Consider the following 13,852-nt stretch of genomic DNA (forward strand, 5'->3'; position numbering starts at 1 on the left):
CCAACATTAGATATATAGTTAATTAATTGCATTAATCTTCTCTCGTTTCATTTTCCAAGAAGACTCCCCGTCTACAAATTGTCCTGAATCGACTTTTGATGCCGCTTCATGTGCATTCTCCATTCGATCATCTCTTGGTCAGACAATGTGTGGAAGGTATCTACTTTCTTGCTTGAACCGTCCTTGAAAAGGACGACGAACTTAGGAAATACGGGTATGAACAAAATTCCTACACGTCCTTGCTCTATACGAATATCTGCTACATCAGTCCACGCGGCACGAAGCCCATATTCATTCCATATAGTCTCGTCATCGTAGGACAATATCTTATTGTTTCGTGCAGTCAATGCCCGTAATGATACAACAAGATTGCTGCCGCAATAGGCAAACCCAATGCATGCAGCAGCTGCAAGAGCAATCCGCAAGCTGAGCGTCAATTTGAAATCGAGAATGGCCAGAGTAAGGAGGCCTGCCGAAAATAGAATACAAATAAGTGCAATGAACAATTGGGCAACTGCTTTTTGTTTCCGATACACCACATGATGCATGTTCGCATTTCTCCCTTTTCCACATGTTGTTCAGTTACTTAGCTTTCATTTCGACAGCGTGTCCCCTTTCCCCTTCTCACTCTACTTGACATTGCTGCGAAGTTATGCCATATACTTCCTAATTATGCGCCTGCACGTTCTGTCACGTCTTCGGTATTCAATCTTTTCTGTTGGAATAGCGTCAACTGCGGCAAACAAATACCTGCAAAAATAAGCACGATCCCTGCCCACTGCAATACGGTTACCTGCTCCCTAAGAACAAGTACAGACATAATTACCGCCGCAGGCAGTTCAGCCGCTCCCAATATGGTTCCTAGTCCAGATCCAATCTTCGGAACTCCGATTCCGAAAAAGATGACCGGAATAATAATGCCGAGCAAGCCCATTGGCAGGCCGAACTTCCACAGGCCACTGCTCAGGGTGCCGTCAAAAATGAAGGCTGGAGGAAACATAACGAATACAACCAGCATCGCTCCAGTAATCATCGACAGGCTTTTCGTTAAAATTGGTACATCGGTTGCAACCCTTCCACTTACGAAAATATAAACGGCAAAGGAGATCGCGGAAATCATTCCGAATATCGCCCCTTTCCAGCTCAGCCCAGACAGTCCATGATCAGCCAAACCTCCCGCGAAGACAGTTCCCACAAGCAAAATGACAACCGAAATGACCTTCATGCGCTCAGGGCGTGTCCGCGTAACAATAGACTCAAGCAATACACCAATCCATGTAAATTGAAATAGAAATACAACAGCGATAGATGCTGGCAATTCCCCGACGGCAAGACCGTACGTAATTGATGTGCAGCTAACAGACAAACCACAAGCCAGCAAAACCGCTGCTTGCTTCCAACGAAGCTTATACCGTGAGAAAAGTAATGCCATTCCAACTAGCATTAGCCATCCAAAGAAATATTGTCCCCCTACAATTTCTGGAACAGTAAATCCTTCTCTGATTCCCAGCTTCATGATCGATGATAAGGTTCCATAGCTGCAAGCACCAAGGAATACAAGAAGTGCATACTGAAGCAATTTCATAATGATGTTAGGCTCCTCTCACTATATGCACGCAAAAAAGCCCCCTGCGCTATTGGCAGGGGGCGAACGAAACCAAAGGGATCGGGCTATGGCATTACGAGTCAGTACGTTATACCTGAGAACGCGGCCATTCACACGCCTTTGCAAAATTTCGCCTCTCTCTCCGCTGCCGGGGCTGCGAACAGAGTTTGGTGCATACCGTTCTATTTATGCAACTCCATTGTAGTAAGCATCGTTCACGATGTCAATCAATTGCTTCCCCTCCGGGCGACAGTGGAATCCAAGTAGTTCCTCCAACGACCGGCGCAACTTGTGTTACAATAGAACCATCATACGCTGTCAAAAAGGATAGGAGCGGCATCATGTTAGCAATTATTTATGATTTGGAAATGACCGTGAAGCGTAAAAAAGGGGCGTTTGCCGAAATCATTGAAATTGGAGCGGTTAAGGTAACGGAGAGCGACGATAAATTCGTCATTGCCGATACGTTTCAAGCCTTCGTCAAACCGACTCTTTCCCCAAAGTTGACGGAAGATACGGTTAATTTTACAGGTATTACACAAGAGGATATTACAAACGCATCAACCCTGCAGGATGTACTGGATCAATTCATCGCATGGATCGATACAGATGACTATGCACTCTGCTCCTGGGGCCCTGATGACAAAACACAATTTCTTAAAGAATGCCGCCAGAAGAAGATTCCTTTGCACTGGCTGCGCAACCATAACAATTTGCAGAAGCAAGTATCGACCGCTATGAAGCGTGAGCATAACCAGCAAATTGGACTCAAGTCTGCGCTGGAGGCATTGGACGTCCCGTTCGTCGGTAATCAGCATCGGGCGCTGGATGATGCCTACAACACGGCACTCATATATATCCGCATGCAGGAACACATACAACTGACTCGCAATGAAGTTCAAGAGCATCCAAGCTATGAAAGCAATGTCGTATACCGGGACGATACAGGCGACGAAGAGCGAGACAATCCTTTCGCAGCGCTTGCCAATTGGAATAAGGACGAAGAAGACAAATAAAACACGGTTTGTCCCAACATATGGGGCAAACCGTGTTTTATTTAAATGTTATATCTATGATTCCGTCTCAGTGTGATTGCTTTTAGCTTTTACAAAACTGCAAACTCATCCGGATTCGGGCCCACTCGCTTGTCCTCATTCAGTGCATCAATGCTGCTCAGCTCCGTGCTGCTTAACTCAAAATCAAATACGTCGAAGTTCTCGCGGATGCGCGACGGTGTAATTGATTTTGGAATCACGACATGTCCGTGCTGCAAGTGCCAGCGTATCACGACTTGAGCTGGTGTTTTGCCGTGTGCGGCAGCAATTGCTGTGATTTTTTCGTTCTGCAAAATGTCTCCGCCCTGCATAAGAGGGCTCCAAGCCTCCAAATAGATATCATGGCGTTGGCAAAATTCACGGAGTTCGTTCTGAGCCAAGCGAGGATGGCATTCCACCTGGTTCACAACCGGCTTCACGCTGCACTCCTGCATGAGGCGTTCCAAATGCGGAACATGGAAGTTGGATACACCGATCGAACGTACGCGACCGTCTGCATACAGCTTCTCCAACGCTTTGTACGTATCTACATACAAATCTTGAGAAGGTACTGGCCAATGAATCAAATACAAATCAAGATAGTCTGTCCCCAACTTATGTAAGCTCTCTTCAAATGCCTTCAGGGTAGCATCGTATCCTTGATCAGAATTCCATACCTTCGTTGTCAAGAATATATCTTCGCGCTTCACGCCTGACTCTTGAATCGCTTCGCCAACGCCTGCTTCATTCTTGTAGATAGCGGCCGTATCAATCAAGCGATAGCCTGTTTGCAATGCAGTCTTCACCGCATCCTTCACCTGCTGTCCTTCCTCTACGCGCCATACCCCAAGTCCTAGCTGCGGCATGCTCAAGCCATTATTCAACGTAATTTGCATGTTCATTGCCTCCTTCATCCCTGTAACGAACTCGGTCATTAATCCGACCTATCCGCTCCATCTTCTTGAATCGCTCTAGGCACCGCCAAGCAGATTGATTCATCCATTTTAGTATAGTATTAAACCGCAGTCTGGTGCAAACCATCATGTCGGATCTCCTTACAAAGATATGGCAAATGCGTACAACATCGTTGCACCCGGCACATCTGAAGAACTTCATATAACTTTGGAAATAAGTAGACTACTGCATTGACTTCCCAATCGGATGCTGATAACATACTGCCATAACACCAATACCTCAGTTATCTTATAGGAAATATAATAATTCCCAACAACGACGACTTATGATTTCAGTCGACCGGATCACCGGAGACGCATACCTAACTGCATGATTAGGGGTGTCTTCGGTTTTTTGTATTTATTACAACGATAAGGGAGGAACATGCATGAACAGTCAACCATCGCAGCTTGAATTGAACAGCATCCATCCGAAATGGCTGGATCGCATCGCAGAACAATTGAAAGGCTTAAACTACGGATCACTGACCATTACGATTCATGACGGCCACATTGTACAAATGGAACGTACAGAACGCACCCGCTTCGAGCTGGAAAGTACGAAGGGAAGGAGGCATTCTCGATGAAGACACAACGATTGCCGGTGCGCTTCGTAATCATGCTGTCCGTATTGACGCTAGCCTTTCTCGCCTCCTGCGGCCGAACAGAAGCAGGCAAGCCGGAAGCAGCGGAAGGCGCCAAGCAGCCTGCCTCCGAGGAGACGGTTGAACTGCAGAACGTATCCTACGATCCGACTCGCGAGTTGTACGCAGACTTCAATAAAGCTTTTGCTGCACATTGGAAGGAGGTCGCTGGACAAAATGTCGTCATAAAGCAATCTCATGGCGGCAGCGGCAAGCAGGCTCGTGCTGTCATCGACGGCTTAAAGGCCGATGTCGTAACCTTGGCGCTCGCGTACGATATCGATGCAATTCGCAAGGCTGGCCTAATCCAGGACGGCTGGCAGTCCCAATTTGGGCATAATAGCGCCCCGTATTACTCCACGATTGTATTTCTGGTGCGTAAGGGCAATCCGAAGGAAATTCATGATTGGGATGATTTAATCAAGCCCGGTATTCAAGTAATCACGCCGAACCCCAAGACTTCCGGAGGAGCACGTTGGAACTATCTTGCTGCATGGGGCTATGCGTTGTCAGAGAACAATCAGGATGAAAAAAAGGCGAAGCAATTTCTCTCAGCTCTATATGCCAATGTCCCTGTATTGGATTCGGGAGCGCGCGGGGCAACAACCACCTTCGTCGAACGAGGGATTGGCGATGTTCTCATCTCATGGGAAAACGAAGCATTTCTGGCCACGAACGAGCTGGGGCAGGACAAATTCGAAATCGTGGTGCCGAAGCTGAGTGTGTTGGCAGAGCCGCCTGTATCTGTCGTCGACAAAACCGTCGATAAGCGAGGAACACGTAAAGTTGCAGAGGCATACTTAACGTATCTCTATTCAGAGGAAGGACAAGAGATCGCTGCGAAGCATTATTATCGTCCACGGCTTGAGGCTGTTGCTGCCAAGCATACGTCTCAGTTCCCAGAGTTGAAGCTGTTGACCATGCAAGATGACTTTGGCGGTTGGGAAGAGGCACATCAAAAGCACTTCGCGGATGGAGCATTATTCGATCAAATCTATAAAAAGTAGAAGGGAGCACGGTAATCATGACCTCACACTCCACCGCCCTGAGCCGCTCTCCAGAACCGCCGCGGAAGCGCCCCTACTCCGTGCTTCCCGGCTTCCGTTTTACATTGGGTTATACTTTACTGTATATGTCCCTTATTGTGCTTATCCCATTATCAGCGATTGTCTTGAAAACATCGGAACTGAGCTGGAATGAGTTTTGGAACACGATTCTTGATGAGCGCGTCATCGCTGCTTATCGAATCAGCTTTATCGTTTCCTTTGCCGCGGGGCTCTTGAATGTTGGATTTGGGCTCATCGTCGCTTGGGTGCTTGTCCGCTATTCATTTCCCGGAAAACGGTGGATCGACGGACTGATTGACCTGCCGTTCGCGCTGCCTACCGCAGTAGCAGGCATTGCTCTTACATCCATTTACGCGGAGAACGGTTGGGTTGGCCAACTGCTGTACCCACTCGGCATTCACAGCGCTTATTCACTGCTTGGCATTATGATAGCACTTACCTTTATTGGATTTCCCTTCGTCGTTCGCACGGTTCAGCCTGTTCTGGAACAATGGGGTACAGAAGTCGAAGAAGCAGCTGCCACATTAGGCGCCAAGCGCTCCTCCGTATTTATGAAAATTATTCTTCCCGAGTTGGTTCCACCGCTGCTGACAGGCTTTGCGCTCGCCTTCGCGCGAGGAATTGGCGAATATGGTTCTGTCGTATTCATATCCGGCAATATGCCGTATAAGACCGAGATTGCTCCGCTGCTCATTATGACGAAGCTGGAACAATACGACTATGCCGCAGCCACTGCAATCGCGCTTATTTTACTGGTCATTTCCTTCATCCTCCTCTTCCTGATCAATCTGATTCAATGGCGGATGAGCGCTCGAACTTTCAGCTAGAACAAATTACCCAGATCTGTCTTATTTCATAAATCTATTTCCTAAGGAGGAGAACATCTGAATGACGCATATTCCCTTGCTGCACGGCCATTCCAAGTCTCAGCCCAAACTCCTGCAGGAATTGGAGTCGCATCGCAATCATCGCCTACCGTCAGCCTCTCAAACTAACAACTGCACCACGGAATCACCCGTCGTCCGATATACACTTATTGTGATTGCACTTGGTTTTATTAGTCTCGTCCTGCTACTCCCATTAGCGGCTGTATACGTGCAAGCCTTCAAGCGAGGTGCGGATGTCTATTTGGCAGCACTTCTTGATCCGGATGCCTTGCAAGCTATCCAGCTTACGCTGTTCACTGCGGCAATTACTGTGCCCTTGAATGCCCTATTCGGTCTAGCTGCAGCTTGGTGCATAACCAAGTTCTCCTTTCGCGGCAAACAATGGCTTATTACCTTAATGGATCTCCCCTTCTCTATATCGCCTGTCATTGCAGGTTTTTTATTTATTCTGATCTTTGGCGCTAACGGGTGGTTCGGTGAATGGCTGGATGATCATAACATTCGGATCGTATTTGCGCTGCCTGGCATTGTGCTAGCTACTCTATTTGTTACATTTCCCTTCGTGGCAAGAGAACTCATCCCGCTTATGCAGACGCAGGGCATACAGGAAGAAGAGGCAGCCGCAACCTTAGGAGCTAGTGGATGGCGCATGTTCTGGCGCGTAACGTTGCCGAACATAAAATGGGGGCTGTTGTACGGTATAATCATTTGCAATGCAAGGGCAATGGGGGAATTTGGAGCAGTATCCGTCGTATCGGGTCATATACGAGGCGAGACGAACACGATGCCGCTCCATATTGAAATTCTATATAACGAATATCAATTTTCTGCCGCGTTCGCCGTTTCTTCGCTGCTTGTATGTGTAGCTTTATTGACCATTGCGGCTAAGCATTGGCTTGCCCGCAAACAAGAATGAGTACGGCCGTTCCGTCGTAATCGTATCCAGGATGTCAACTGCGATCCGCTGTGCAGCATGCGGGTGCGTTAGACTCGCCATACTGCGTTTCATCGTTTCTAGCAGTGAAGGCTGATTGTACGCATCGCACAATCTTATCGCCAGCTCTATATCTTGCCGCGCAACAAGGGCTGCCCCATGTCGGGCGAAATATCGAGCATTCTCTCGCTCTTGACCCGGTTGGGGACGTGCAATAAATAGCGGAACCTGCAGGGCAAGTGCTTCGGTCAACGTAACGCCTCCTGCCTTCGTCACCATCGCATCGGCGCAAGACATAAGCTCGTGAATTGCTGTCACATAGCCGAATATATGGACATTCCCAGCATAGATAAACTTCGCCCGAAGCTCTGATTCCCGGCGTTCATTTCTGCCGCATACGATCGCAGTCTGATGATTCGGTATTCTTTCAAGCAAGCGAAGAAATCGATTCGATAACGCCTGAGTTCCGAGTCCACCTGACATGATTAAAGTGGTGCGAAGATTCGAATTTAATCCATATTTACGGAACATAGCTTCTGATTTCAAATGGCTAGAACAAAGAAAATGCTGCTTGTTCGAGGCTGCTGGCTGCATCTCAAATTCATCGCGAATGGGAATCCCACTTACATGCACAAGCTCTGGAGAGATGCCTGAGAGAATCATTTGTTCAGCTAGATCGTCCGTAGCGACGTAGTACCGATCCGTTGTGGACAATATCCAGCGATGATGCAGATCATAATCAGTTATTACTGTAAACGTAGGGATATGCTTGTTCATTTTGCGGACAACAGAGGATACATCAAAATAGGGAAAAGTACTAATAATGCCATCTGGCCGATGCTCCACCAGAAGCTGCTTGAGTTTTCGCTTGCCTAGCGTAAAGCCAGTTCGTACAAGAGGATGTGTTCGTTCTATTCGACGGGTTGAATAGTAGCTCCATCCATAATAATGAATGCCGTATTGCGACAACGTCTGACTTTGCACAAATAAAAAACGAAACATCGCATCCATCATCGGATGCGCCTCTGCCATTAAATCTACAACGATAACCTGCGCCCCCAGCCTTTCCAACTGACCTTTGAGTGCGTGTGTAACCATCCAATGCCCCTCCCCGAATCGGGACGTTAAGATCATGATCTTGTAAGCAGCATTCTGCATTCTTTATTTTTCCTCCTTTCCTTCGGATATTTTATTTTTCTCTCCTTTCCTTCGGATTATAACGCTTCATCCTCATCAGAGATTTAACGGAAGTTGGATGTTTTGTGAATAGAAAGCAAAGAGCCGCCCAGTCCCTCTGAGAGGCGGCGGCTTGCTGGCGGATTTACCTTCTATTCATTGATTATTGCTCTTCTGTGGATTCAGTCTCACGGAAAGGATACTGATAGTTAAGAGGCTCATCAAATGTGGCATAATCGAAGTTAACCATCAACAGCATAATGCGCTGACCTGTTCTTGGATCGCTAATAATGAGATGGTCACGGCCAGCAGCCTCAATTTTTCCACGGAATATCTTAGCGTTCCATTCCGAGTTGTTCTCATATGTCATATAGAACGTCCCGACCTTGCCAATGTTCAAACGTAAAATATTTTCGATGAAAGATTGCTCTTGAGGAAGCCCCGTAATTGTGCCGGAAGGTGTCATCAAATCTCCGCTGGAAACCATAGGCGGTGTAGCTTGCTGCATAGCAATTGGTTGTTGCATTGTCGTAGGCTGTTGCATCGCCATAGGCTGCTGCATTGACATAGGCTGTTGCATGGCCATAGGCTGCATTGACATGGGCTGCATTCCCATCGGCTGCATCGCCATAGGCTGATTTGCAGTAGGGTGGTGCATTGCCATATGCTGCATCGTTACACCTTGCGTCCACGGAGCAGGATATGGTGTCGGTGTTGGGCTAGTCGGAGCTGTTGAGCCGCAGCAAGACCCGCCTTTTGACATGCTCATTGGAGAAATCGAATGAAAATCGGATTGGTTTGGAGTTGGATTACCATAACTCATGTAATTCATGCAACACTCTCTCCTTTACAGTCTCTACATGGACTGATTTTATAATGACTAACCATTGCCCACTGTATACTTCTGGACAGTCGTCTCCAGATGGAGAAAAGAAACTATGTGCCCTATAGCGACCTGAATTTTGTTGATTGAACCACGTATCCGGGCAATCTCCAACTGGTCTGAAGAACATAGTGCATTATGAAGCAGGCCAGGTGCGTTTCCATTAATCGCTCGCTGCGCCAACCGAATATCGGCATCACGGGCACGCTGATCGGAATAACCCTTCTGCGCAGCCTCAATCCCCTGGATTTTGATACCATATCCCTCATTGAGCGAATATCCTGGAAATCTAAGCAGTCCCCACGGATTCGGTTTACCCGACATTGCCTACCGTGAGCATGCCAGGCTCCCCCTCATCTTCTGCTTCAGCCCGCATAAGCGTGCAAGGAGCCTGACATCTTCTGAATTCACCTTAATGACCGCCATCTGCAACCTCCTTCCTCCTGTCACTCGATACCATCATATGTGCAAGAGCCCATTTGGTGACAACGAAAAATAAGCCGGCTCCAATTGGAGCCGACTTATAGTGAAGTGCGAACTTTCATCATTTGTTACAATTTATTTATTTCATAGATGCTGCCAAGCTTTTAGCGCTTTGCTCAGCACGTTGCTTCGCGGAAGCAAGAATTTCTTCTGCACGATCAGGTGTCGCAGCCATGCCTTCTACAACGATATTTTCGTAATCGCTAATGCCGATGAAGCCCATGATCGCTTGCAGATAAGTGTCTGCGAAGCGAAGACCAACTGTAGGACCTTCGGAGTATACGCCGCCGCGCGCTTCGATGTGTACCACTTTCTTGCCTCCGAGCAAGCCTTGTGGGCCTTCTGCTGTGTACTTGAATGTACGGCCAGCGATAATCACGTTATCGATATATGCTTTAAGAAGCGGCGGATAGCTCAAGTTCCACATTGGAGTAATGAATACAACAACATCTGCTGCAATAAATTGCTCCAAAATCTCATTCATGCGGCCCAATGTGTTTGTTTGTTCAGCAGACAAAGCTTCGCCTGCTCCAGCTTTACCCCAAGCATCCAATACTGTGCCGTCGATCAATGGAATGTTTTCTTCATACAAATTTACGCGTTCGACTTGAACATTAGCTTCTGCTTGAAGAGCAGCCAAATAGTGCTCACCAAGACGAAGACCGAAAGACAATTCAGTTGGTTTTGGATTGGAGTTAATAACAAGTACCTTTTTCATCAGTTCACCTCAAAATGGATTTGTTTCGTTAACTTACGGATACATGCTCATTCCGATAAGACAACTCATAGCATGCGGCAAATTGTTGATGTTGACTCAGCATTGTCCGCCTATTTAATAACATTTACTTACTTTATGTAAGTATAATAAACTCCATACTTACTTTTGTCAAGTAAATGAGTTAAATTTATTTTCACGACCAAAGCAATGAACCATTTGAGAATCTTTAATTGTTATTTTGCTGCACTTATGGAGGTACCATCAGTGCTTTCCTTTCCACCAAACTGTGAAGCCCGATCACGTATCACTACGGACATATAAATAAGAAGCAAGATTACAGCGGACATGGAAGACACCAGATATGTGTTGCTATACGTCGTTACAGAAGCAATTGCCCCGAGCGCTAATGAGCCAATCGCAACACCTAGGTCGATGGAGTTATAGAACATCCCTGTAGCAGCAGCATGTCGATCGGCAGGCACTCGCTGAACAGCCCATGCTTGAAATGCCGGCTGAAGGCTTCCATAACCAAGTCCATATAGGATAGCGGCAGCACAGAGCATCCAAGTGGATGTACTGTAAGCTAGAACGACAAGCGAGACAGCCAAAACAATTCCTCCCGCAGGTACCACTGCAATATGGCCCTTACTGTCATACAGTTTGCCAGCAAACGTACGAACAACCAATATCGAAATAGCATTGAATAAGAAGAAAAGACTTACATGGCCAATCCCCTTCTCTTGACCGAACATCGTGATGAATGACAATATGCCTCCGTATGTTATTGTGACTAGAAAGTTAAGAATACACGGCAGCAATGCCCTTCGGTCAATCCATGAACCTGTCGCTCGAACCGTTGCATGGCTCTTTGCTGTTTTTCTGTTCTTCAACAAGGGCAGCATTGGAAAAATAATAATGATTAGTACAAACGTCGTTCCAATTAAGTACTCATACCCGAAGCTTTGCAGCAGCCACAAGCCGATAATTGGAGCAATTGCCATCGATAGGCTATTGGATAGGCCATAGTAACCCATTCCTTCACCTATTCGGCGTGGCGGAATAATGCGAGTGGCCAGCGTTCCTAGTGCGGTGCTCGCAATGCCAAATCCAGCGCCGTAAATCATGCGAACTAACATGAACAAGGCTAAGGATGGAACAAATGCATAGGCACCCGTCGACAACGCATAAATGAGCAGGCCTACAATCAATATGCTCATTGCTTGGAATCGATCAAAAAATCGCCCTGCGAACAAGCGGGTTACGATAGCCGATAACGCAAATAAGCTCACGACGAAGCTTACGGTCATGCTGTCTGCTTGATAAGCTTCCTTCACATAAGCTGGAAGAGCTGGGGTAATCATCAGCAGATTCAACGACACTAGAAAATTCGATCCGGCTAACACAATAAAGGACTTTGTCCATAAGGGCTGCCTTTCCTCGCTCTGGGGATTACATTTTTCAATATTTGCCCTCATCTATCCTCACCGCTTTCGTTACTGGAAGCGGTCAAGCGTTCCTTCTCCGCCAATGCTGCGTTATTCTGGATTCGCTGCAGAGACTCCAGCAATCGCTGCTCCTCTTCACTTGTGAACCCCGCCATTACTTGTGCGATGCATTCCTGCTCGATCGGCACAAGCTGCTCCACAACACTTCGGCCAGCAGGGGTAGCTGCTAATCGATATGCACGTCGATCCTGCTTACAGATCGCTCGTTCTACCCAGCCTTTGCGCATCAATAACTGTATAATTCGCGTTAAAGTCGGCTGATCTTTGCCGCATCGTTCTGCTAATTTCTTTTGCGTAATGCCTTCCTCTTCAATGAGTCGGATCAGCACTCCCCACTGCTCAATCGTCATATCATATGGACGGAATCGTGCCCCTAACTCTGCACATAGCCTTCTGTGGGTTTGACCGAGCATATACCCTACCCTACGTTCCAAATGCAATATCATGATGTTATGTTCCTCCTAACCATTCACTTGCGTTTGAATTAGTTGTTACAACAACTAATAATTTGTCATAACAACTATTATAACAACATCTCAGTCAATGTAAATAGTTATATATAAATAACTTCATATACATACATTTACATAAAGAAAGACGGCTCATTTCTGAACCGTCTTTCTTGCTTATTACGAAGTGTACGATTGATCGGAAACGCTTTGGACAATGCTCGATGAGCTATACTCATTCGCAGCTTCCTGAGTGGAAGCTGTAATGCTGCCTACTGGGCCTCTGGATTGGTATTGAGTCGGAACCACGTTTTGTTGTGCTCCATGCGTTTGCGCTGTAATGCTTTGCACTTGGCCTGTTGGCTGGAAGCTATTCGGCACTACATTTTGATGCGCTCCATGCGTTTGCGCTGTAATGCTTTGCACTTGGCCTGTTGGCTGGAAGCTGTTTGGCACTACATTTTGATGCGCTCCATGCGTTTGTGCTGTAATGCTTTGTACTTGACCTGTTGGCTGGAAGCTGTTCGGCACTACATTTTGATGCGCTCCATGCGTTTGCGCTGTAATGCTTTGCACTTGACCTGTTGGCTGGAAGCTGTTCGGCACTACATTTTGATGCGCTCCATGCGTTTGCGCTGTAATGCTTTGCACTTGGCCTGTTGGCTGGAAGCTGTTTGGCACTACATTTTGATGCGCTCCATGCGTTTGCGCTGTAATGCTTTGCACTTGACCTGTTGGCTGGAAGCTGTTCGGCACTACATTTTGATGCGCTCCATGCGTCTGTGCTGTAATACTTTGTACTTGACCTGTTGGCTGGAAGCTGTTTGGCACTACATTTTGATGCGCTCCATGCGTTTGCGCTGTAATGCTTTGCACTTGACCTGTTGGCTGGAAGCTGTTCGGCACTACATTTTGATGCGCTCCATGCGTTTGCGCTGTAATGCTTTGCACTTGGCCTGTTGGCTGGAAGCTGTTCGGCACTACATTTTGATGCGCTCCATGCGTTTGCGCTGTAATGCTTTGCACTTGGCCTGTTGGCTGGAAGCTGTTCGGCACTACATTTTGATGCGCCCCATGCGTTTGCGCTGTAATGCTGCCAACATAACCACTTGTTTGAAAATTATTTGGAACCACGCTTTGTTGCGAATCTTGCGCAGTATAACTATGTACATATCCAGTCGACTGTTGTGAGCTATTTCTAGCCACGCCACCACTTAACGTTCCATAGTTTCCTGTCCCCGCATAGTTGCTCATTCCGTAACCCGAAGTAGTTCCCGTACCATAGCTGTTGCTGCTATCGCTTGTATAAGATACCGGGTTGGACGTTCTTGCGTTCACTTGCTGCTCCAAATCCCGAAATTGCTGTTGACCTGGCTGACGCAAGTAGTATTCGTTCGACATTTGCCTATTCCTCCTATACGTTCTCATCTTATCCGCATGCCGTTCTCATCTTCACGGCGCACGATGTTAGTATGTGAACAGGAGGAACAATTATGTATTTCATACTAAATTT

14 protein-coding genes and 1 pseudogene are annotated in these 13,852 nt (G+C 47.0%); 5 read left to right on the plus strand and 10 right to left on the minus strand.

The features are described 5' to 3' along the window. Positions 1-71: 71 nt before the first annotated feature. Positions 72-548: a hypothetical protein gene (locus ACQ5BJ_RS19655; RefSeq protein ID WP_268621732.1), complete on the minus strand. Its 477-nt coding sequence runs from the start codon at positions 546-548 to the stop codon at positions 72-74. A 122-nt stretch (positions 549-670) separates the two neighbouring features. Beyond that, a complete protein-coding gene (locus ACQ5BJ_RS19660; RefSeq protein ID WP_367667595.1) occupies positions 671-1,585 on the minus strand; it encodes a DMT family transporter in 915 nt (304 codons plus the stop codon). Positions 1,586-1,947: 362 nt separating this feature from the next. On the opposite strand from ACQ5BJ_RS19660, the gene ACQ5BJ_RS19665 reads away from it, so the two are divergent. Then, positions 1,948-2,622, plus strand: coding sequence for a 3'-5' exonuclease (locus ACQ5BJ_RS19665; protein ID WP_163979642.1), 675 nt, complete (start codon positions 1,948-1,950; stop codon positions 2,620-2,622). A gap of 89 nt (positions 2,623-2,711) precedes the next feature. On the opposite strand, the gene ACQ5BJ_RS19670 is transcribed toward ACQ5BJ_RS19665, so the two are convergent. After that, entirely contained in the window at positions 2,712-3,536 is an 825-nt protein-coding gene (locus ACQ5BJ_RS19670) for an aldo/keto reductase (RefSeq protein ID WP_005551442.1), read from the minus strand. 446 nt (positions 3,537-3,982) lie between these two features. Between ACQ5BJ_RS19670 and ACQ5BJ_RS19675 the strand changes: the two genes are divergently transcribed. The 4 genes from ACQ5BJ_RS19675 (at position 3,983) to cysW (ending at position 7,107) form a co-directional block, all read left to right on the plus strand. Further along, positions 3,983-4,180 carry a YezD family protein gene (locus tag ACQ5BJ_RS19675; RefSeq protein WP_005551446.1) on the plus strand — a complete coding sequence of 66 codons (198 nt, stop codon included), beginning with the start codon at positions 3,983-3,985 and terminating at the stop codon, positions 4,178-4,180. Next, positions 4,177-5,244, plus strand: a complete 1,068-nt coding sequence (locus tag ACQ5BJ_RS19680) for a sulfate ABC transporter substrate-binding protein (protein WP_268621727.1) — start codon at positions 4,177-4,179, stop codon at positions 5,242-5,244. The genes ACQ5BJ_RS19675 and ACQ5BJ_RS19680 overlap by 4 nt, the downstream gene beginning before the upstream one ends. Positions 5,245-5,261: 17 nt before the next feature. Further along, positions 5,262-6,131 carry a sulfate ABC transporter permease subunit CysT gene (gene cysT / locus ACQ5BJ_RS19685; RefSeq protein WP_005551450.1) on the plus strand — a complete coding sequence of 290 codons (870 nt, stop codon included), beginning with the start codon at positions 5,262-5,264 and terminating at the stop codon, positions 6,129-6,131. Between the two features lie 61 nt (positions 6,132-6,192). Then, entirely contained in the window at positions 6,193-7,107 is a 915-nt protein-coding gene (gene cysW, locus ACQ5BJ_RS19690; RefSeq protein ID WP_430112047.1) for a sulfate ABC transporter permease subunit CysW, read from the plus strand. Here the strand turns inward: cysW and ACQ5BJ_RS19695 are convergent. The 7 genes and pseudogenes from ACQ5BJ_RS19695 to ACQ5BJ_RS19725 form a co-directional block, all read right to left on the minus strand. Continuing rightward, positions 7,060-8,283, minus strand: coding sequence for an MGDG synthase family glycosyltransferase (locus tag ACQ5BJ_RS19695; protein WP_268621725.1), 1,224 nt, complete (start codon positions 8,281-8,283; stop codon positions 7,060-7,062). The two genes, cysW and ACQ5BJ_RS19695, sit on opposite strands and share 48 nt — an antisense overlap. Before the next feature lie 181 nt (positions 8,284-8,464). Beyond that, entirely contained in the window at positions 8,465-8,851 is a 387-nt protein-coding gene (gerQ, locus tag ACQ5BJ_RS19700) for a spore coat protein GerQ (protein WP_238555937.1), read from the minus strand. A 346-nt stretch (positions 8,852-9,197) separates the two neighbouring features. Continuing rightward, a pseudogene (locus ACQ5BJ_RS19705) lies at positions 9,198-9,610 on the minus strand (cell wall hydrolase); the annotation flags it as partial. 136 nt (positions 9,611-9,746) lie between these two features. Further along, entirely contained in the window at positions 9,747-10,385 is a 639-nt protein-coding gene (locus ACQ5BJ_RS19710) for an FMN-dependent NADH-azoreductase (protein ID WP_430112049.1), read from the minus strand. Positions 10,386-10,618: 233 nt separating this feature from the next. Next, entirely contained in the window at positions 10,619-11,764 is a 1,146-nt protein-coding gene (locus ACQ5BJ_RS19715) for an MFS transporter (RefSeq protein WP_430112051.1), read from the minus strand. Positions 11,765-11,856: 92 nt separating this feature from the next. Beyond that, positions 11,857-12,336 (minus strand): MarR family winged helix-turn-helix transcriptional regulator, encoded by a 480-nt coding sequence (locus tag ACQ5BJ_RS19720; protein WP_430112053.1) that lies wholly within the window; start codon positions 12,334-12,336, stop codon positions 11,857-11,859. Between the two features lie 183 nt (positions 12,337-12,519). Then, complete coding sequence (locus ACQ5BJ_RS19725) at positions 12,520-13,740, minus strand: hypothetical protein (protein ID WP_430112055.1); 1,221 nt, start codon at positions 13,738-13,740, stop codon at positions 12,520-12,522. Positions 13,741-13,852: the final 112 nt, after the last annotated feature.

This window comes from Paenibacillus sp. B1-35 (genome assembly GCF_050474385.1).
Lineage (GTDB): Bacteria > Bacillota > Bacilli > Paenibacillales > Paenibacillaceae > Paenibacillus_B > Paenibacillus_B alvei.

Bases quoted from the DNA above. Each gene is read 5' to 3' on its own strand.
- ACQ5BJ_RS19655 (WP_268621732.1), bottom strand. From the start codon at position 548: ATGCATCATGTGGTGTATCGGAAACAAAAAGCAGTTGCCCAATTGTTC.
- ACQ5BJ_RS19660 (WP_367667595.1), bottom strand. From the start codon at position 1,585: ATGAAATTGCTTCAGTATGCACTTCTTGTATTCCTTGGTGCTTGCAGC.
- ACQ5BJ_RS19665 (WP_163979642.1), top strand. From the start codon at position 1,948: ATGTTAGCAATTATTTATGATTTGGAAATGACCGTGAAGCGTAAAAAA.
- ACQ5BJ_RS19670 (WP_005551442.1), bottom strand. From the start codon at position 3,536: ATGCAAATTACGTTGAATAATGGCTTGAGCATGCCGCAGCTAGGACTT.
- ACQ5BJ_RS19675 (WP_005551446.1), top strand. From the start codon at position 3,983: ATGAACAGTCAACCATCGCAGCTTGAATTGAACAGCATCCATCCGAAA.
- ACQ5BJ_RS19680 (WP_268621727.1), top strand. From the start codon at position 4,177: ATGAAGACACAACGATTGCCGGTGCGCTTCGTAATCATGCTGTCCGTA.
- cysT (WP_005551450.1), top strand. From the start codon at position 5,262: ATGACCTCACACTCCACCGCCCTGAGCCGCTCTCCAGAACCGCCGCGG.
- cysW (WP_430112047.1), top strand. From the start codon at position 6,193: ATGACGCATATTCCCTTGCTGCACGGCCATTCCAAGTCTCAGCCCAAA.
- ACQ5BJ_RS19695 (WP_268621725.1), bottom strand. From the start codon at position 8,283: ATGCAGAATGCTGCTTACAAGATCATGATCTTAACGTCCCGATTCGGG.
- gerQ (WP_238555937.1), bottom strand. From the start codon at position 8,851: ATGGCGATGCAACAGCCTACGACAATGCAACAACCAATTGCTATGCAG.
- ACQ5BJ_RS19710 (WP_430112049.1), bottom strand. From the start codon at position 10,385: ATGAAAAAGGTACTTGTTATTAACTCCAATCCAAAACCAACTGAATTG.
- ACQ5BJ_RS19720 (WP_430112053.1), bottom strand. From the start codon at position 12,336: ATGATATTGCATTTGGAACGTAGGGTAGGGTATATGCTCGGTCAAACC.
- ACQ5BJ_RS19725 (WP_430112055.1), bottom strand. From the start codon at position 13,740: ATGTCGAACGAATACTACTTGCGTCAGCCAGGTCAACAGCAATTTCGG.